General features: G+C 66.9%; 16 protein-coding genes. 12 read left to right on the top strand and 4 right to left on the bottom strand.

Annotation, left to right across the window (positions count from 1 at the left end):
• Positions 1-164 precede the first annotated feature (164 nt).
• Positions 165-1,919 (top strand): oligopeptide:H+ symporter, encoded by a 1,755-nt coding sequence (locus tag N5D91_RS13040; protein ID WP_279907808.1) that lies wholly within the window; start codon positions 165-167, stop codon positions 1,917-1,919.
• Between the two features lie 55 nt (positions 1,920-1,974).
• Here N5D91_RS13040 and N5D91_RS13035 read toward each other — a convergent pair whose 3' ends face one another.
• Both N5D91_RS13035 and N5D91_RS13030 read right to left on the bottom strand, forming a co-directional pair.
• Positions 1,975-3,963 (bottom strand): prolyl oligopeptidase family serine peptidase, encoded by a 1,989-nt coding sequence (locus tag N5D91_RS13035; RefSeq protein WP_153856400.1) that lies wholly within the window; start codon positions 3,961-3,963, stop codon positions 1,975-1,977.
• A 178-nt stretch (positions 3,964-4,141) separates the two neighbouring features.
• On the bottom strand, positions 4,142-4,777 hold the full coding sequence (locus N5D91_RS13030; protein WP_005415673.1) for a LysE family transporter: 636 nt from the start codon (positions 4,775-4,777) through the stop codon (positions 4,142-4,144).
• 138 nt (positions 4,778-4,915) lie between these two features.
• On the opposite strand from N5D91_RS13030, the gene N5D91_RS13025 reads away from it, so the two are divergent.
• Together N5D91_RS13025 and N5D91_RS13020 are read left to right on the top strand one after the other, a co-directional pair.
• Entirely contained in the window at positions 4,916-5,821 is a 906-nt protein-coding gene (locus N5D91_RS13025; protein WP_006424060.1) for a LysR family transcriptional regulator ArgP, read from the top strand.
• A 182-nt stretch (positions 5,822-6,003) separates the two neighbouring features.
• Positions 6,004-6,450 (top strand): GNAT family N-acetyltransferase, encoded by a 447-nt coding sequence (locus N5D91_RS13020; protein ID WP_180847405.1) that lies wholly within the window; start codon positions 6,004-6,006, stop codon positions 6,448-6,450.
• Positions 6,451-6,564: 114 nt separating this feature from the next.
• Here N5D91_RS13020 and N5D91_RS13015 read toward each other — a convergent pair whose 3' ends face one another.
• Positions 6,565-6,987 carry a hypothetical protein gene (locus tag N5D91_RS13015; RefSeq protein WP_180847406.1) on the bottom strand — a complete coding sequence of 141 codons (423 nt, stop codon included), beginning with the start codon at positions 6,985-6,987 and terminating at the stop codon, positions 6,565-6,567.
• A 62-nt stretch (positions 6,988-7,049) separates the two neighbouring features.
• The gene (locus N5D91_RS13010) at positions 7,050-8,156 is read right to left on the bottom strand and encodes a PAAR domain-containing protein (RefSeq protein WP_239496527.1); all 1,107 of its coding nucleotides are present in this window, start codon (positions 8,154-8,156) and stop codon (positions 7,050-7,052) included.
• Positions 8,157-8,362: 206 nt separating this feature from the next.
• Between N5D91_RS13010 and mqo the strand changes: the two genes are divergently transcribed.
• The 9 genes from mqo to mdcH all read left to right on the top strand — a co-directional run bounded on the left by mqo (position 8,363) and on the right by mdcH (position 18,825).
• Positions 8,363-10,063 (top strand): malate dehydrogenase (quinone), encoded by a 1,701-nt coding sequence (gene mqo, locus N5D91_RS13005; RefSeq protein ID WP_180854991.1) that lies wholly within the window; start codon positions 8,363-8,365, stop codon positions 10,061-10,063.
• A gap of 355 nt (positions 10,064-10,418) precedes the next feature.
• Positions 10,419-12,611, top strand: a complete 2,193-nt coding sequence (locus N5D91_RS13000; protein WP_180854990.1) for a TonB-dependent siderophore receptor — start codon at positions 10,419-10,421, stop codon at positions 12,609-12,611.
• A 222-nt stretch (positions 12,612-12,833) separates the two neighbouring features.
• Entirely contained in the window at positions 12,834-14,477 is a 1,644-nt protein-coding gene (gene mdcA, locus N5D91_RS12995) for a malonate decarboxylase subunit alpha (RefSeq protein ID WP_164161626.1), read from the top strand.
• A gap of 10 nt (positions 14,478-14,487) precedes the next feature.
• Positions 14,488-14,808, top strand: coding sequence for a malonate decarboxylase acyl carrier protein (gene mdcC, locus N5D91_RS12990; protein ID WP_164161627.1), 321 nt, complete (start codon positions 14,488-14,490; stop codon positions 14,806-14,808).
• Positions 14,805-15,713, top strand: a complete 909-nt coding sequence (locus tag N5D91_RS12985) for a biotin-independent malonate decarboxylase subunit beta (protein ID WP_164161628.1) — start codon at positions 14,805-14,807, stop codon at positions 15,711-15,713. The genes mdcC and N5D91_RS12985 overlap by 4 nt, the downstream gene beginning before the upstream one ends.
• Entirely contained in the window at positions 15,710-16,420 is a 711-nt protein-coding gene (gene mdcE, locus N5D91_RS12980; RefSeq protein ID WP_164161629.1) for a biotin-independent malonate decarboxylase subunit gamma, read from the top strand. Before N5D91_RS12985 ends, mdcE begins: the two co-directional genes overlap by 4 nt.
• Positions 16,413-17,054: a malonate decarboxylase holo-[acyl-carrier-protein] synthase gene (gene mdcG, locus N5D91_RS12975; RefSeq protein ID WP_164161630.1), complete on the top strand. Its 642-nt coding sequence runs from the start codon at positions 16,413-16,415 to the stop codon at positions 17,052-17,054. The genes mdcE and mdcG overlap by 8 nt, the downstream gene beginning before the upstream one ends.
• Positions 17,051-17,908, top strand: a complete 858-nt coding sequence (mdcB, locus tag N5D91_RS12970; protein ID WP_153856408.1) for a triphosphoribosyl-dephospho-CoA synthase MdcB — start codon at positions 17,051-17,053, stop codon at positions 17,906-17,908. Before mdcG ends, mdcB begins: the two co-directional genes overlap by 4 nt.
• Positions 17,905-18,825, top strand: a complete 921-nt coding sequence (mdcH, locus tag N5D91_RS12965; RefSeq protein WP_164161631.1) for a malonate decarboxylase subunit epsilon — start codon at positions 17,905-17,907, stop codon at positions 18,823-18,825. The genes mdcB and mdcH overlap by 4 nt, the downstream gene beginning before the upstream one ends.
• Positions 18,826-18,828 lie beyond the last annotated feature (3 nt).

Below are 18,828 nucleotides of genomic sequence, written 5' to 3'. Positions count from 1 at the left end.
CGGCCGCCCGACCGGTGCGGCAAGGCCAACCGGCCGATCCCGCAAAGCCGCGCAGCGCCTGCCGCAAAAAGGGGACGGAGGGGATTAAGTCGTATTTGTCATAAGCGCCGTGATCCGGCCCCTGCCCTTCTATAATCGCGCCCTTTCCGCTGTCCCCGCCGTCGATGACCGTTGCCGCTACCGCCTCCGACGACTTCCTGGGCCATCCCAAGGGCGTCTACGTCTGCTTCTTCACCGAAATGTGGGAGCGCTTCTCCTTCTATGGCATGAAGGCGCTGCTGCTGCTGTACCTGACCAAGTACCACCTGTTCGGCGACAAGGCCGGCCTGGACCTGCTCGGTGCCTATGGCGGCCTGGTGTACTGCATCCCGGTGTTCGGCGGCATGCTGGCCGACCGCTGGCTGGGCATGCGCCGGGCGGTGCTGTTCGGCGGCATCCTGCTGGTGCTCGGCCACCTTGGCATGGCCTTCGAGGGCCACGCCGCGTATCGGGTGAACGGCGAAGTGGTGCGCGACACCTCGGCGCTGGCGGTGACCTACCTGTCGCTGGCGCTGATCATCATGGGTGTCGGCTTCCTGAAGCCGAACATTTCCACCATCGTCGGCAAGCTGTACGCCAAGGACGATCCGCGCCGCGATTCGGGCTTCTCGCTGTTCTACGCCGGCATCAACCTGGGCGCGCTGTTCTCCTCGCTGGTGTGCGGTTTCCTCGGCGAGGCCTATGGCTGGAAGTACGGTTTCGGTGCGGCCGGCATCGGCATGCTGGCCGGCCTGGCGATGTTCCTGTGGGGCCAGAAGTACCTGCAGGGCCACGCCGAGCCGCCGCAACCGGCCGCGCTGAAGCAGAAGGTGCTGGGCCTGCCGCGCGAATGGCTCATCTATCTGTGCGCGGTGCTCGGTGTGTTGCCGGTGGCGTGGCTGATGTGGGCGGCCGGCAACGGCGCGTTCGCGCTGGGTGGTGAAATCAGCCTGGCGCTGATGCTGATGCTGGTGGTGCTTGGTGGCGTGCTGGTCTGGTTTGCCTGGTTCACCGGCAGCAAGTGCACGCCGGTGCAGCGCCAGCAGATGATCGCACTGATGGTGCTGATCTTCATGGCCCTGGTGTTCTTCACGATGTACGAGCAGTCGTACGGCTCGTGGGTGACCTTCACCGACCGCCTGCTGACCAAGGACATCGTGCCCTCGCTGGTGATCACCGGCGGTACCCCGTTGCCGTGGTCGATCATCTCGCTGCTGCTGGCACCGCTGGGCTTCGTGGTCAGCGCGCGCCTGTCCGAGCGGCGCCCGGGTTCGGCCGCGCCGCGCACGTTCTTCGCCGCCATTGTCGTTCTGATGCTGGTGCTGCTGGTGCGCGACTGCCTGGTGATTCCGCAGACCGCCGGCTCGCTGACCTACCTCGGCGGCCTGTTCCTGGTGCTGCTGGCGCCGGCCTTCGCCGCACTGTGGACGTGGATGGACCGCCGCGGCTGGGAGCCGGGCAAGCCGGTGAAGTCGGCCTGGGGCCTGGTGATCGGCGCGCTCTCGTTCGTGCCGCTGGCGCTGGCCGCGCAACAGGTTGGCGCCACTGGCGAGATGGCCAGCGTGTGGTGGCTGGTACTGGCCTACTTCCTGCTGGCCAGCGGTGAGATGTGCCTGTCGCCGGTCGGCCTGTCGGCGGTGACCCAGTTGGCCGTGCCGCGGGTGATGAGCCTGATGATGGGCACCTGGTTCCTGGCCACCGCGTTCTCGGAAACGCTGGCCGCGCTGTTCGGCAAGCTGGCGGCAATCGAGGTGCCGGAAGGCGAATCGCTGGACATGGTGGCCACCGCCGGCGCCTATGCGCACCTGTTCTGGCTGCTGATGTGGATCGGCCTGGGATGTGCGCTGGCCGCCTTCATCGCCGCGCCGCTGCTGAAGAAGATGATGCACGGGGTGAAGTAAGCCCCCACGTGTGGAAATCCAGGGCGGCGGACCGATCATCCGCCGCCCTGTCAGCTTACGGCGCCTTGTCCTTGCCGGCCGCAGGTGCAGTCGTTGCGGTCTTGCCGCCCAGGCTGCGTGACAGGAAGGCCAACAGCTTGCCGTAGTACTCGCTGCGATGGGCCTCGGTGTAGAAGCCGTGGCCTTCGGTCTTGTAGTACAGGCTTTCCACCGGCGTGCCGGCACGCTTGAGCGCCGCTTCCATGCGCTCCGTGTGCTGGATCGGCGCGCGCTTGTCTTCGCCACCGGCCGCGAGGAACACCGGCACCTTTATCCGCTCGGCCAGGTTCACCGGCGACACCGCGCCCAGTTTGGCCGGGTCCCCCAGCCATTCGCGCAGGTAGGTCACGCCTGAACCGCGGTCCTGGATGTCACCGCGGGTATACATCATCGGCAGGTCGTAGACGCCGACATAACCGGCCGCGCACTGGTACAGCCCCGGTTCGCGGGCAGCGCCCATCATCGCCGAGTAGGCCCCGTAGCTGGCGCCGTAGATGCAGATGCGACGGCCGTCGGCGATGCCTTCGCTGATCGCCCAGCGGGTGGCATCGGTGACGTCGTCCTGCATCGCCGCCCCCCACTGCTGCGCACCGGCCTGGGTGTGGGCCCGGCCGTAGTTGCCTGACCCGCGGAAGTTGACCTGCAGCACGGCATAACCGGCGGCGGCCAGCATCTGCGTTTCGCGGTCGTACTGGCCGGAATCGAAGATGTCGAACGGGCCACCATGCGGCATCACCACCATCGGCAGGTTGCGCCCGTCGCTGCCGGCCGGCAGGGTCAGGAAGCCGTGCAACGGCAGGCCGTCGCGGGCCTTCAAGGCAATCGACCGCACGCTGGCGCTGCGGTCCACGTCGATCCACTCACTGCGGCTGATCAGGTGGTCGGCCTTGCGCGCGACTGTGTCATACACGTAGAAATCGCCCGGATTGGTGCCTGACCAGGTTTCCACCAGCACGACACGCCCATCGCGGGTGCTGGAGGTGATGTAGACCGCGCCGCCGAATGCCGCCTCCAGGCTGCGGTACAAGCGCGCCTCCGGCGACTTCTCGTCGAAGAAGCGGGTGCGCGGCGTATCGCCCAGATACAACGCACCGACCGGCACGTGGGTCCCGGGCCGATGGATGATCCGGTACGGATTGACCATCTCGTCACGCAACAGCGTCGCGCGCTCGCCGGTCTGCGGATTCCAGCTGATGATCGCATTGGGGCCCTGTGCCTGCTCGGCATTGAGATAGGCCACGCTGCCATCAGCGGAGAAGCCGATGGCGGTTTCGATGCGCTTGCTGACGGCTTCGTCGTTGATCAGCTTCCAGTTGTCGCCGGAACGTTCACGGAAGTAGAGCTTGTTGACGTTGTCACTGCCGGCGCCATGCACGAAGCGGACCTCGCCCGCACCGTCGGTGGTGAACTCGCCGCGCCTTACCGGTGAAGACGCGACCCGCGAGCGACGCCCGCTGGTCACATCCATGCGATCGACGCGGGTGAATGGATCTTCCGACAGTGGCCAGACAGTGACCAGCACGTTGCGCTCATCATCTGGCAGGTCATCGGCCAGGAACGCGGCAACGGCCTCCACCTTCTTCGGTTGGATCCGCGTGCCCGGCCCCTTGCTTTCCACCCGGTAGCCCACCAGCAGCTCGCCGCGGTTGCCATTGGCATTGATCGCATAGAGCTCGCCGGTGGGATTGGGCTGGTCGAGCGAGCCCCATTTCTGGGCCAGCCCGATCAGCAGTCGCTCGTCACTGACCCAATCGAACTCGTAGGCATGATTCTTGTCCGGTGGCCGGAAATTGCCGACCATCTGTTTGTCCTTGAGACGCAGCACCACGATCGCGGTGGCATCCTCCAGCGGCACGGTCGCCGCCACGTACTCGCCCGTCGGTGAAATCTTGATGTCGGTGAAGGCTTCCTGCCGCACGTACTGCGACAGGTCCACCGCACCCGCGCCGCCGATCGCAACGCACCCCAGGGCGGCCAATGCGGCCGCCAGTATCGTCCTGCGCATCCTTCCCCCTGCTCCTGCGGACACCTTGTCCTGATGGCGGATTCTAGGCAGGCTTCTGCAGTCCCTGCCAGAGGCAGACGGGACAACGCGGAAAAAACGACGGCACCGTTGCCGGTGCCGTCGTTACCACTACCTTGGAGAGAGAGTCAGGACGTGGGTTCGGGGGGCGTGCGCCGGGTCAGTGGACCCCGCGCACCGCCAACATGAGGGCCAGGATGCTGAGGATCACGGCGATGGTGCCGTCGAGCACGCGCCAGGTGCTGGGCTTGGTGAACAGCGGCGCCAGCAGGCGTGCACCCAGGCCCTGCGCGGTCAGCCACAGGCAGCTGGCAGTGACCACGCCGGCGGCGAAGGCCATGCGGGCGTTGCCGAAGTTCTCGGCGATGGAGCCGATCACCATCATGTCCAGCCAGAAGTGCGGGTTGATCAGCGAAAAGCCGACCGCGGCCATCAGCACCGCGCGGCGGCTGCCGTCGTCGCTGTCAGCCTCGCCCATGCCGCCGCCACCGGCGATCGCACGGCGTGCCGACTTCATTGCGTACCAGGCCAGGAACGCCACGCCGGTCCACAGCACGGCGGTGGTCAGCCACGGCAGCGCCGAAGTGAGCGTGCGCAGGCCGGCCACGCTGGCAAAGATGAAGATCGCATCGATGGCCGCACAGGTGGCGACCACCGGCACGATGTGCTTGCGCAGGATGCCCTGGCGCAGAATGAAGGCGCTCTGGGCGCCGACCACGGCGAACAGGCCGATGCCGGTAGCTGCACCAGAGAACCAGGCACCGAGGCCGGTGCTGGCGGAGATGACCGAGAACATGGGATTCACTGCCTTGTATTGCTTGGGGGGACGGTGCCTCGCGAAGGCGGACAGCACCGGAACAGGCGCCATTGTCGCGCCGCAACATGAAAAAGACGAGCTAAACTTCCTAAACCAACATTAGCGGAACTTAATTCGATGCGTATCGACCATGCCCAGCTGCGCGCCCTCGCCGCAGTGATCCGCGAAGGCAGCTTCGACCGCGCCGCACAGTCGCTGAATGTCACGCCGTCAGCCATCTCGCAGCGGGTCAAGGCGCTGGAGGATCGGGTCGGCCGCCTGCTGGTCAAGCGCGGCACCCCGGCCACCGCGACCGCCGAGGGCCAGGTACTGGTGCAGCTGGCCGAGCAGACCGCTCTGCTCGAACACGACGCGCTGCACCGGATGGGCCTGGCTGACGAAGACCTGCCGCAGGCCAGCATCCCGGTGGCGGTGAACCATGACAGCCTGGAAACCTGGTTCCCGCAGGCCGCCTCGCAGTTCGCGCAGAGCACCGGCACCACGCTGGACCTGCGCGTGGAAGACCAGGACCACACCGTTGAACTGCTGCGCCAGGGCACGGTGCTGGGCGCGGTGACCACGCTGGACGAGCCGGTGCAGGGGTGCCAGATCCACGCCCTGGGCAGCATCCGCTACGCGGCGACCTGTACCCCCGAGTTCCGTGAGCGCCACTTCGCCAAGGGTGTGACCGCACAAGCGCTGGCGCAGGCACCGGTGCTGGTGTTCAACCGCAAGGACGAAATGCAGTCGCGCTTCGCCCGACGGATGGCGGGCGACGACCTGCCCAGCACCGCGCCGACCTGGTGGATTCCCTCCACCCGCGCGTTCGTGCAGGCCAACCTGGGCGGCATGGGCTGGACCATGAACCCCCTGCCCCTGGTCAAGCGGCATCTGGACGCCGGCCGCCTGGTCTATGTGCGCCAGCGCGCGTGGGAAGACGTGCCGCTGTACTGGCAGCACTGGAAGGGCGACGTACAGACCATGGCCCTGCTGACCCGCGCGGTGCTGGACGCCTCCTCGGCGCTGATCCGGCGCAAGCGTTGAGCGAAAGCCGCTAAAAGGGGACGGAGGGGATTAAGTCGTTTAAGACCCAAACTACATATCAGGCAAAGACGACTTAATCCCCTCCGTCCCCTTTTTGCTCCATCCAATCTCCACGAAGCCTCCACACCGGGTCCATGCGTGATGCGGATACTGGCGGGCCGATCATTGCAAGGATGCCCTGCATGCCCATCTCGGTCCGCGATGCCCACCCCGACGATGCCGCCGCCTGCATCGACCTGCGCGGGCGTACCCGCGAGAATGCCTTCAGTGCTGCACAACTGGCACAGCTGGGCATCACCGCTCAGACGTGGGCCGAAGGCATCTCGGCCGGTGATTTCATCGGCCGCGTCGCCTGGGAAGCCGAGCGCATGGCCGGCTACTGCTTCGCCGACCGCGACAGCGGCGAGGTGCTGGTGCTGGCCCTGCTGCCGGACTACGAAGGCCGCGGCATCGGCCGCCAGCTGCTGCAGGAAGTGGTCAGCCTGACCCGCGATGCCGGCCACCAACGCTTGTTCCTGGCCTGCTCGGCCGACCCGCGTTCGCGCTCGCACGGCTTCTACCGCCGGCTGGGCTGGCGCCCGACCGGGCAGATCAATGACGCCGGGGATGAGATTCTCGAACTGCCCTGACACCCGGCCATGAAGGTGGCCGGATGCCGTCCCGCCAGGCTCAACCGCCTGCTGTCCGATCCTGATCTGGCGCTTCGAACACCAGCAACATACCGAAGGTCGGAGCTGGCCGACTCAGCGCGACGTGCTGCCGGCCGGGTCGGTGATATGCAGCTCGCTGCTGACGATGCGGGCCTGCCCGCCGCGCACACCGGGGGTCAGGTTGACGCTGAACACCGCCGACACATCGATCGGGCGCAGGGCGAAACCGCTGATTTCCGACGGCAGGATGCGCCATGGGAACCGGAAGGACTGCCCCGGCCGCAGCGTCTGCGGTGACTTCAACAGGCGCGCATCGGGCGGGTTGATGGCCAGCGACGTTTCCTTGCCGGAATGGCGGTCCACCAGCTTCACACTGGGCCCGCGCCGGCGGTAGAACTCGGCCGGCACCTGCACGTCCTCGCTGCCGGCATTGCGCAGTTCCAGTTCCACGCGGATGTCCTCGCCGAGGAAATGGCAGGGAGCATTGTCGATGCAGCGCACGTGGAGTTCGATCATGGTGGGCGTTTCCTGGCTGGATGCGGTGAAAGGCATGGCGGCAAGCACGAGGGCGAGCGACATCATGAGACGGTGCATGTGATCTCCCGGGCGATCTCGCGGGTCAGCAGTTCCTGTACCTCGCGTCCGATGTTGTAACAGTGGCGCGGCCGGGTCACGCTGCAGTCCACGCTGGACATGATGGTCGCCAGCGGGTCGCTGTCTTCGCGGAATTCCGGCGCATGCACCTCTTCGGTGTCCAGCGTACCGCTGGGAAGGAAGAACTTCACGATGCCATCGTTTGCCACGGCCGCATCATCGTATTCGTCCGGCAGCCCCAGGCAGTGCCCGTACTCATGCGCATAAGTCCACGGCGTCGTGTCCACCGACGCATAGAGGACGCTGTCGCTGACCATCTCACGTTCGTAGACATCGTGCAGCAGCACCGAATAGTCCTGCCCGCTGTCGACGAAATCAATGTCATAACGCACGGGGAAGGTCCGCGTGCCGCACTGGGGATCGGCCACGGTGATGGTGAACTGGTTGTTCCAGTGCCGCTTGATACCGTCGCGCAGGCGCTGCTTCGCCTCTGCCACCTGGGCGGCACTGACGCGCCCTTTGGTCGTCACCCGGAAGCGGCTGGTCACTACGATGTCGCCGCCGCTCTTGAGCGGCACGTCGACGCGGAAGCTGGCGTGGAGCTCATACTCGTACCGGGCGCCATCAGGCGCATAGCCTTCGAAGTAGCGTCCGTCCGGCGACTGCGACACCTGGGTGGAATGATCCTTCACCCAGCACTGCGGTGCCTGGGTACCCGGAGGCGCGAAGCCTGGCGTCTGCAGCTGCGGCTTCTTCAGCAGCATCTTGGCCGCCGAGGCCACCGCAGCCATCGCCGCGCCGCCGCCGCTGCCTCCACCACCGCCCGCCACATGCGCCCGCTGCTGCTTGCCGGCCATCAGCGTGCAGCCACAGCTGGCCTTGTCGCCATCGCGGGCCACCGGCTGGCCGTCGATGACCAGAGTGCTGTCGCCGGACACGATGGAGCCCGGCCCGTGGCGACTGCAGATCACCCGGTCGCCAACCCGTGCCACTGCACGGCCTTCGATATCGGTGTGCGGTGAACCCGTAAGCACCGAACCGCCCGTCTGCAGGGCGTCACCTACCACGATCAGCATCCGTGACATCGTCATTCGGCCCCTCCATGGCCGTGTCTTGTGTGGAAGCAACCACCAAGTGTACCCGGACAGCTCCGGCCACAGGATGATGCATTGCACAAAAACAGGACCGGTTCCGGTTAGAATCGTCGCCAGGATGGCGCAACGCGTTGTTTCTTCACGCCCTTTCCCTGCTTGATGCGCATCCTGAACTCCTCCCCTCCGCCAACGATCCCGCCCCCATGAAGAAATTTGGCAAGGCCCTGCTCGCCCTGCTCGTGCTGCTGTTGCTGGCCGCCGCGCTGTTCCTGTACTGGCCACTGACTCAGCGCTCGGTGCCCGCCGCCAGCAACGACAAGCCCGTCGACGTGGTACTGGTCGGCGCCGGCATCATGAGCATCACCCTGGCCACCTACCTGCAGGAACTGCAGCCGGACTGGAACATCCAGGTCTACGAACGCCTCGACGGCGTCGCCGGTGAAAGCTCCGATGGCTGGAACAACGCCGGCACCGGCCATTCGGCGTTCGCCGAACTGAACTACACCCCGGAACTGCCCGACGGCAGCATCGAGACCAAGCGCGCGGTCGGCATCGCCGAATCGTTCGAGGTCTCGCGCCAGTTCTGGTCGCACCAGGTGAAGGAAGGCCGGCTGAGCCAGCCCAGCGACTTCATCAACCCGACCCCGCACATGAGCTTCGTCTGGGGTGATGACAACATCGCCTACCTGCACAAGCGCCAGCAGGCCCTGGTGAAGAACCCGCTGTTCTACGGCATGCAGTATTCCGAGGATCCGAAGCAGATCCAGCAGTGGGCCCCCCTGCTGATGGAAGGCCGTGACCCGAAGCAGAAGGTCGCCGCGACCTGGATGCCGCTCGGCACCGACGTCAACTTCGGCGTGATTACCCGGCAGCTGACCACCGGCCTGCAGCGCAGCCCGAACTTCAGCCTGCACCTGAACCATGAAGTGACCGCACTGCGGCAGAACGCCGACAAGAGCTGGAACGTGACGGTGAAGGACCTCAAGGCCGGCACCGAGACCACCACCCACACCCGCTTCGTGTTCATCGGTGCCGGTGGCGCCGCGCTGAAACTGCTGCAGATGTCGGGCATTCCGGAATCGAAGGACTACGCCGGCTTCCCGGTCGGTGGCCAGTTCCTCGCCTTCCAGGGCCAGGACGTGACCTCGCGCCATGGCGTGAAGGCCTACGGCATGGCCGAAACCGGTTCGCCGCCGATGTCGGTGCCGCACCTGGATGCGCGCAAGCTGGACGGCAAGCCGGTGGTCCTGTTCGGGCCGTTCGCGCTGTACAGCACCAAGTTCCTCAAGCACGGCTCGTGGTGGGACCTGTACTCCTCGGTCACCCACAACAACGTTGGCCCGATGCTGGAAGTGGGCAAGGACAACCTGGACCTGGTGCAGTACCTGATGGCCCAGGCACGCCTGAACGACGCCGATCGCCAGGCCGAACTGGTCAAGTACTTCCCCAATGCCAAGCCGGGCGACTGGAAGCTGGTCACCGCCGGCCAGCGCGTGCAGATCATCAAGCGTGATCCGTTGAAGGGCCCGGTGCTGCAGTTCGGTACCGAGATCGTGACCGACAAGGACCACACCATCGCCGCCCTGCTCGGTGCCTCGCCGGGTGCGTCGACCTCGCCGCCGATCATGCTGGACCTGATGGCCAAGGCCTTCCCGGACCAGATGAAGGCCGGCTGGGAAACCCGCCTGCGCGAGATCGTGCCCTCGTACGGGCGCAAGCTCAACGACAACGCGGCATTGGTCAACGAGATCCGCACGCTGACCAGCCAGACCCTGCACCTGCCGTACCTGGAGGTGCCGGTGGACGCCAATGCGGCGGCTCCTGCCCCGGCGGTGGTGCCTGCAGCGGTTCCGGCACCGGCCAAGGAAAAGCGCAATGCCAACGAGGAACTGCAGGCGCTGTAAGTCCGCGCGTTCCTTTCGATGCAGACGGACGGCCACCTTCGGGTGGCCGTTTGTTTTTGTGCGAGGTGGGTCGGATCCCCCCCGCACGGGAGGGCTCTGACCTGCGCTTGTGCGCCGACGATGGGGTCAGAGCCCATTGCCTACGGCAACGGGATCCGATCCCGGCCCGCCACTGCTCTGCGCCGGAAAGCCCCTGCACAACGACGCGAATTGTAATGTTGTTAAGAATTATTTACATTTGCATCCTGCGCAGTGACCGCGCCTCTCCCAGATGGACCTGACTGTGCCCGAAGCCGCCGCCCCGGGTGCTGGACGACTGTTGCCGCCCTTCCCGCCTCCACGCTTCGAGCCCACCATGTCCCTGATCCGCCCTACCCGCCTGCCCCGCCGCGCGCTGCTGCCGGCTGCCCTGCTTTCGTCGCTGACCCTGCTGGCCGCGCCCAGCGCATTCGCTGCCGCCGATGGCGCTGCCGACGCCAAGACCCTGGACCGGGTCAGCGTGCGTGCCGATCAGTCGGCGCCGCCTGCCAGCACCACCCGTCTGCCGATCACCCTGCAGGAAACTCCGCAGTCGGCCACCGCGATCAGCCTGAAGCGCCTGCAGGACGAATCGCTGTTCAGCATCAACGATGTGATGCGCAACGTGACCGGCGTCAGCGTGTCCTTCTATGACACCCAGCGCCCGCTGTACTACGCACGCGGCTTCGCCATCACCGACTTCCAGGTCGATGGCATTCCCACCTACAGCGGTTCCACCAACCAGGAATACGACACCGCCTTCTACGACCGCATCGAAGTGATCCGCGGTGCCAACGGCCTGCTCAGCGGCGCCGGCGTGCCGTCGGCCACCGTCAACCTGCTGCGCAAGCGCCCGGGCAAGGAATTCGATGCGTCGTTCTCGGTCAGTGCCGGCAGCTGGGATTACCGCCGCATGGAAGCCGACGTGACCGCACCGCTGACCGCCGATGGTCGCTTCCGCAGCCGCGTGGTCGCCGCCTATACCGATCGCGGGCTGTATTACGACCGCTACGACGAGAACAAGATGGCCGGCATGGCGGTACTGGAGGGCGACGTCACCGACAGCACCACGATCACCCTGGGTTACCAGAGCCAGGACAACAACCCCACCGGCTCGACCTGGGGCACCGTGCCGTTCTTCGACAACCAGGGCAATTTCGCGCATCTGCCGCGCTCGACCAACCTGTCGCCGAAGTGGAGCTACTGGAAGCGCGAGAGCAATACCGCCTTCGCCAACCTGGAACAGCGCTTCGGCGACAACTGGCTGTTGAAGATCAACACCGCCTACACCCGCGGCAACGTGCAGAACGTGCGCCTGTACGGCACCGGCAACCCGGACCCGGTGACCGGCTCGGGCATCTTCCTGCGTGCTGCCGCCGGTGATTCGAAGGACACCCGCCGCAACGTCGATGCCTACCTGACCGGCAGCTTCGATCTGTTCGGTCGTGACCACGACGTGACCCTCGGCGCACAGTGGTCGGACCTGGAAGGCACCACCAACACCCTGGCGCTGAACTTCCCGAACGATTGGGCACGCTGCGGCGGCGAGCGCTGCTACTACATCCCCAACGTGTACAACTGGAACGGCGACATCTCCGAGGTGACCTACCGCCGCACCGGCGCGCGCCGCGTGGCCAAGACCACGCAGAGTGGTGTCTACCTGGCCACCCGCCTGCGCCTGGCCGATCCGCTGTCGCTGATTGCCGGCGCGCGCCTGAGCCGCTGGGAAACCCTCAGCCGCTCCTACAACGCCGCAGGCGCCTATACCGGCACCAGCGGTGCGTACAAGGTGAGTGATGAAGTCACCCCGTACGTAGGCCTGGTCTACGACATCACCCCGAACGTCTCGGCGTATGCCAGCTACACCGAGATCTTCAATCCGCAGAACTTCAAGGACCGCAACGAGAACCTGCTGGCACCGGTACAGGGCTCGAACCTGGAAGCGGGCATCAAGACCCAATGGCTCGATGGCCGCCTGACCGCAAATGCCGCCGTGTTCGAGGCCAAGCAGGACAACTACGCGGTGCGTGACATGGGCGTGCCGGAGGGTTCGCTGAGCGATGGCACCTCCGCCTACATCGGCGTCAACGGCACCAAGGCGCGCGGCTGGGAAATGGACGTCAACGGCGAGATCCTGCCGGGCTGGACGGTCAATGCCGGCTACACCCACGTCAAGGTGACCCGCGCCGCCACCGATCTGCTGTACGCCAACCCGCCGAAGGATCTGTTGCAGCTCAACACCCAGCTGCAGCTGCGCGGCGCGCTGGAACGCCTGAGCATTGGCGGTGGCGTGCAGTGGCAGAGCAAGGTGCAGGGCTACAACATCGCCTACCCGCTGGGCGGCACGGTGACGGTGAACCAGCCGGCGTACACGCTGGTGCAGTTCAACGCCAACTACCGCATCAGCGACAACTGGACGGCAACCCTGAGCGTGCGCAACGCGCTGGACAAGACCTACTGGGCCAACCTGGACTACAACAACTACGGCGAACCACGCTTCGTGTCGGCCAGCCTGCGCTGGAAGTTCTGAGCAACCGGAAACGGTAGAGCCGGCCGCTGGCCGGCTCCATTCGATGTATCGATGACGAGGAGCCGGCCAGCGGCCGGCACTACCCGGATCGGTACGGGTCATCTTCCATTTCAGTCTGAATGGGCCCGCCTCCGCGCGGGCCCTTCTTTTTGCTGCAGTGCGGGTTGCATACCCATCTGTAATTATGCCGTAATTACATCGACGCCAATCGGAAGCCGGTCGATGAACCCGAGCTGGGATACGCTGGAACGCAGCCGCCAGGCCCGCCTGGAACGTGCCGCGCCGTGGGCCCGGGGACGTGAGGTCACCGCCACCGACGTGGGCGAGCTGCTGCACGCACTGCTGGAGCCAGGCGACAAGGTCTGCCTGGAGGGCAACAACCAGAAGCAGGCTGATTTCCTCGCCCAGGCCCTGGCCGACCTCGATCCGGCGCGGGTGCATGACCTGCACATGGTGCAGTCGGTGCTGTCGCTGCCCTCGCACCTGGACGTGTTCGAGCGCGGCATCGCCTCGAAACTGGACTTCTCGTTCTCCGGCCCGCAATCGGTGCGGTTGGCCAACCTGGTGGCCGAAGGGCGCATCCAGATCGGTGCCATCCACACCTACCTGGAACTGTTCGGCCGCTACTTCATCGACCTGACCCCGCGCGTGGCACTGGTCGCCGCCCAGGCCGCCGATCGCCACGGCAATCTCTACACCGGCCCGAACACCGAAGACACCCCGGTGATCGTCGAAGCCACCGCGTTCGGTGGCGGCATCGTCATCGCCCAGGTCAACGAGATCGTCGACACCCTGCCCCGCGTCGACATTCCGGCCGACTGGGTCAACTTCGTGGTGCAGGCGCCGAAGCCGAACCATATCGAACCGCTGTTCACCCGCGACCCGGCACAGATCTCCGAGATCCAGGTGCTGATGGCGATGATGGCGATCAAGGGCATCTACGCCGAGTACGGTGTGAACCGCCTCAACCATGGCATCGGCTTCGACACGGCGGCCATCGAACTGCTGCTGCCGACCTACGCCGAATCGCTCGGCTTGAAGGGAAAGATCTGCCAGCACTGGGCGCTCAATCCACACCCCGCGCTGATTCCGGCGATCGAATCGGGCTTCGTCAAATCGGTGCATTCGTTCGGCTCCGAACTGGGCATGGAGAAGTACATCGCCGCACGCAGCGATGTGTTCTTCACCGGTGCCGACGGCTCGATGCGCTCCAACCGCGCGTTCTCGCAGACCGCCGGCCTGTATGCCTGCGACATGTTCATCGGTTCGACATTGCAGATCGACCTGCAGGGCAACAGCTCCACCGCCACCCGCGACCGCATCGCCGGCTTCGGTGGCGCACCGAACATGGGCTCCGATGCACGTGGCCGCCGCCATGCCAGCGAGGCCTGGATCAAGGCCGGCCAGCAGGCCGCACGCCCCGGTGACATGCCACGCGGGCGCAAGCTGGTGGTGCAGATGGTGGAGACGTTCCGCGAGCACATGGCGCCAGCCTTCGTCGATCGCCTCGATGCCTGGGACCTGGCCGAGCGCGCCGGCATGCCGCTGCCGCCGGTGATGATCTACGGCGACGACGTCAGCCATGTGCTGACCGAGGAAGGCATCGCCAACCTGCTGCTGTGCCGCACCCCGGAAGAACGCGAACAGGCCATCCGCGGCGTGTCCGGCTACACCGCCGTGGGCCTGGGCCGCGACCGCGCGACGGTGGAGAACCTGCGCGACCGCGGCGTCATACGCCGCCCGGATGACCTCGGCATCTCCGTACGCGATGCCAGCCGCGACCTGCTGGCGGCACGTTCGGTGAAGGATCTGGTGCGCTGGTCCGGCGGTCTGTACGACCCACCCAAGCGCTTCCGCAACTGGTAAGGGGCTGAGCATGGAAACCCTCGACTATCGATTCGAAGGACGCACCCCGGTGCAGTTCCCGCGCGATGCGGTACTGGTCGGCGTACTGGCCTCGGGCAACCTGGAAATCCTGCTGGAGCCGGCCGCACTGGACGGCGCGATGACGGTGCGCATCATCACCGCCGCACAGGGCTTTGGCCGCGTCTGGGAAGCGGTGATCGGCGATTTCGCACAGCGCCATCCACTGCGCGATGTACGCATCTCGATCAACGATGCCGGCGCCACGCCGGCGGTGGTCAGCCTGCGCCTGGACCAGGCGGTGGAAGCGCTGCTCGCTGGAGATGCACGATGAACCGGACGCAGCGCCACAGCTACTACGAAGCCGACGCGCGCGAGCGTATCGCCGGCCTGGCCGACGCCGGTTCGTTCCGTGAATTCCTCGGCCCGGCACGGCGGATGATGAGCCCACACCTGGCCCAGCTCGACCAGCCCGCGGCATTCGACGATGGCATCGTCGTCGGTGAAGCCACGCTGCGCGGCAAACGCGTACTGCTGGCCGCACAGCAGGGTGAATTCATGGGCGGGGGCGTGGGCGAGGTGCACGGCGCCAAGCTCACTGGCCTGCTGCGCCGCGCAGCCGCGACCCGGCCCGAAGGCGTACTGCTGCTGCTCGATACCGGCGGCGTGCGCCTGCACGAGGCCAATGCGGGGCTGATCGCCATTTCCGAGATCATGCGCGCCACCCTGGATGCGCGCGCTGCGGGCGTCCCCGTGCTGGCGCTGATCGGCAGCGGCAACGGCGCATTCGGTGGCATGGGCATCGTGGCCCGCTGCTGCAGCACGGTGATCATGTCCGAGGAAGGCCGGCTGTCGCTGTCCGGGCCGGAGGTGATCGAAACCGTACGCGGCGTGGAAGAGTTCGACTCCCGCGACCGCGCGCTGGTCTGGCGGGTGACCGGCGGCAAGCACCGCTATCTGATCGACCAGGCGCAGGTGCTCGTGCCCGATTCCATCGAGGCCTTTGCACAAGCGGCATCCGATGCGCTGCAGCCGGATACCGCCAGCAGCGATGCCGATGCTGCATTGAATGCGCTGCAGGAACGCCATGCCGCACTGAAGGCACGCATGCAGGCGTGGGGCGGGTGCCGTGATGGTCTTGAGATCTGGTCGTTGCAGGGCATCACCGAACCCGAGCGGCTGCCGCTGCTGGACACCGACGATTTCCTCGCCGCCACCGCCGATCGGAGCCTGCCATGAGCCTTCCGCTGCACGCGCTGCTCGACGCCCTGTTCCCGCGTGGCCACGCCGTTGCCGTGGAGGACTCGGTACTGACCGGAACCGCCACGACCGACGACGGCGAGGTGACCGTGATCGGTACCGCCGACAAACTCGAGGTGGGCGTGGACCACGCACTGGCACTGGCCGACACCGTGCTGGCCAGTACCGCCGCGCATCCACAGCGTCCGATTGTGATGCTGGTCGACACCGCCGGCCAACGCCTGGCACGCCGTGACGAACTGCTTGGCATCAACGGCTACTTCGCGCACCTGGCGCAGACGCTGGATCTGGCACGCCGACGCGGTGCACGGCTGGTGACGCTGGTCTATGGCGAGTCGGTCAGCGGCGGCTTCCTCTCGTTCGGCTTGATGGCCGACCACATCCACGCCCTGCCCGATGCCCAGGTGCGGGTGATGGACCTGCGCGCGATGGCCCGGGTGACCAAGCAGCCGCTGGAGAAACTGCAGGCGCTGAGCCAGACCTCGCCGGTGTTCGCACCGGGCGTGGAAAACTACGTGGCGATGGGCGCGGTGGATTCGATCTGGAGCGGCGACCTCGCCGCACACCTGCTGCTGGCGCTGCGTACGCCCACCGATGGCGACCGCCGCGCCGTGCAGGGTGCCGAACGTGGCGGTCGCATGCTGGCCGCACGCGTGGCTGCAGCCGTGAGCCAGGGCGATGCCTGAGCGGCTGCCACGCCATACGCTGGTCTGGTTGCCAGCGCACGCCCGCTGGCAGGCGGACATCGCCGCGCATGAGCCACGCTTGGGCGACTGGTTTGCGCAGGGGCTGCCCGCCATCGTCGCCCGGCGTGCCGCCGACGATGCCGATCCCCGCCTGCGCCTCGGCGTGCCGCTGCCACCCGCCGAGGGCAAACTGCGCCTGGCCCTGCGCGTGCCGGCACACGATGTGCTGCGCACCGCGCCGCCACCGACGCTGCAGGCGGTGCTGGAAGGCGACCTCGTGCAGGACTGGCAGCGCCCGCTGCAGTCACTGCAGGACATCGCTGCAGCGCGCGTATTCGGTGCCTTCGCATGGCAGCACCTCACGGGCCTGCACTATGTGCACGCGCGCTCGGACATCGATCTGCTGTGGCGGATCGACACCGCCGCACAGGCCGATGCCCTGGTCGCACGGCTGCAGGCATGGGAGACCGAACACGGCCGGCGGGTCGATGGCGAGCTGTGCCTGGCCGGCGACACCGCCGTGAACTGGCGGGAATACGCGGGACGCAGCCGCGAGGTACTGGTCAAGCGCCTCGAAGGCGCTGCACTGGAACTGCGCGAGTGCTTGTTCGCCCCCGCCGGGGTGAGCGCATGAACGCCGTCGTGCAACCGGCGGTCAGACCAGCAGCTGCCGTGGACAGCGCGCGCCTGGGCCGCCTGGCCGTCGCCAGCCTGCATGCGGAACTGGCACTGGCACCCAAGCCCGGGCTGGTCACACCCTTCAATCGCGGCAGCCATCACGACATGGACGCCGGCACGTTCCTGCGCAGCCTGTTCGCGCTGCGCCACTACTTCGCTGCCGTGGCACACCTCGGTGCCGCCGGGGCGGACTTCGGTGCCCTGCGCCGACGTGGCATCGCCGCCGAAGCCGCGATGCTGCGCGCGACCGCCGGGATCAATACCCATCGTGGCGCGATCTTCAGCCTCGGCCTGCTGGTAGCGGCCGCCGCGGCCTGCCGCTCCCGCCTGGGCCATGCCGCCACGGGTGAGCAGGTCTGCCTGGAGGTACGTCGTTGGGCTGCGGATTTCGCGCACGCGCCACTGGATGCAGGCAGCCCCGGCCAGCGCGCGCGCGCCCTGCACAAGGTGCCAGGCGTGCGCGAACAGGCCGCCGCCGGTTACCCACTGTTGCGCGAGGTGGCGCTGCCCAGCCTGCGCCACGCGCTGGCCAGTGGCCTGCCACGCGAAGCCGCGATGTGCCACACGCTGATGCAGCTGGTCGCACACACCGACGACCTCAACCTGCTGCATCGCGGTGGTGCGGAAGGCCTGCGCTGGGCGCGGCAGCAGGCCCACCGCTTCCTGGCCGAAGGTGGTGCCTTCGCGCACGATTGGCAGCCACGCCTGCAGCACATTGCCGATGCCTTCGTTGCGCGTCACCTGAGCCCCGGCGGCAGCGCCGACCTGCTTGCCTGCAGCCTGTTCCTGTTGCAGCAGGAGGGCGCATGAGCCTTGCCCTGCTCTGCCCCGGGCAAGGCGCGCAACATGCGGCGATGTTCGATCGCGTGCGCGACCTTGCCGGCGCGCGGCCGCTGCTCGATGCCACGGGCGAACTGCTGGGCCGCGATGTATTCGCCGCCGCGGCGGCCGACGACCGTTTCGACAATGTGCAGGCCCAGCCCCTGCTGTGCGCGGCCAGCCTGGCGCATTGGCAGGGCCTGCGCGACGTCTTGCCAACGCCGACGGTGATCGCGGGCTACAGCATCGGTGAGCTCGCCGCGCATGCCATCGCCGGCAGCTTCGATGCCACCACCTGCCTGGCACTGTCCGCGCAACGCGCGCACCTGATGGATGCCGCAACCCCGGAAGATGCCGGGCTCCAGGCAGTCCTGGGACTGGATCGCATTGCCACGCAGCGCTTGTGTGATGCGCATGGCGCCTTCATCGCGATCGCCAATGGCCACGACCACTTCATCGTGGGTGGTGCATGGCGGTCGCTGCACGCGTTGGCGGCAGACCCGCAGGCGTGCGGCGCGGAAATCCGCCCATTGCCGGTCCATGTCCCCGCGCACACGCCGTTGCTGGCCAGCGCAGTGGCACCGTTTGCCGCCGCACTGGACGCTGCGCAGGTGCAGGCACCGCGGCTGCCCCTGCTGGCCGGCGTCGATGCCCGCCCGGTGCGGGATCGCGCTGCAGTGGTGCACACGCTGTCGGCGCAACCGGCACAGACCATCGAATGGGCGCAGGTGATGCGCCAGGCCTTCGAGCGTGGCGCGCGGGTGTTCCTGCAGCTGGGCCCGGGCAATGCACTGGCGCGCATGGTCGCGCCGGCCTATCCGTGCTGCGAGGTGCGCGCGGTGGAAGAGTTCCAGAGCCTTGAAGGCGCCGCGGGCTGGGTCCGCAGTGCGCTGGAACGGCTGCAGTAACGG

The sequence above is a fragment of the Stenotrophomonas sp. GD03794 genome (assembly GCF_029842145.1).
GTDB lineage: Bacteria > Pseudomonadota > Gammaproteobacteria > Xanthomonadales > Xanthomonadaceae > Stenotrophomonas > Stenotrophomonas riyadhensis.
This window is presented reverse-complemented; position numbering and strand designations above follow the sequence as displayed.